The organism is Pseudomonas sp. 2995-1, assembly GCF_002742505.1.
In the GTDB taxonomy this organism is placed as follows: domain Bacteria; phylum Pseudomonadota; class Gammaproteobacteria; order Pseudomonadales; family Pseudomonadaceae; genus Aquipseudomonas; species Aquipseudomonas sivasensis.
Window position 1 is genome coordinate 1 of the sequence record NZ_LJSA01000658.1, and the last position, 238, is coordinate 238.

Annotated in this window: 1 protein-coding gene; it reads left to right on the plus strand. The window is 36.1% G+C overall.

Features of this window, described 5'->3' with window-relative positions; translation table 11 throughout:
- Window positions 1-3: 3 nt before the first annotated feature.
- Window positions 4-238: M3 family metallopeptidase (locus tag AOA61_RS33095; protein ID WP_368731128.1), on the plus strand; the 235-nt coding region annotated here is incomplete at its 3' end.

The following is a 238-nucleotide window of genomic DNA, read 5'->3' on the forward strand; positions in this document are numbered from 1 at the left end:
GATATGGTCACATTACTTCATGAGATGGGGCACTGCATTCATAATGACTTTAAGAAATCACAATTCTTAGGAGATTACAAGGAAACCCCTATGGAATCTTCAGAACTGGCCAGTATGACAATGGAACTTTTTACAATGGATCAATGGGATTTATTTTATCCTAACGAGAAAGATCTTCTTCGTGCTAAGAAAGACCAATTAGAAGGAATCATTAATTTTCTTCCATCAGGGATGGTAA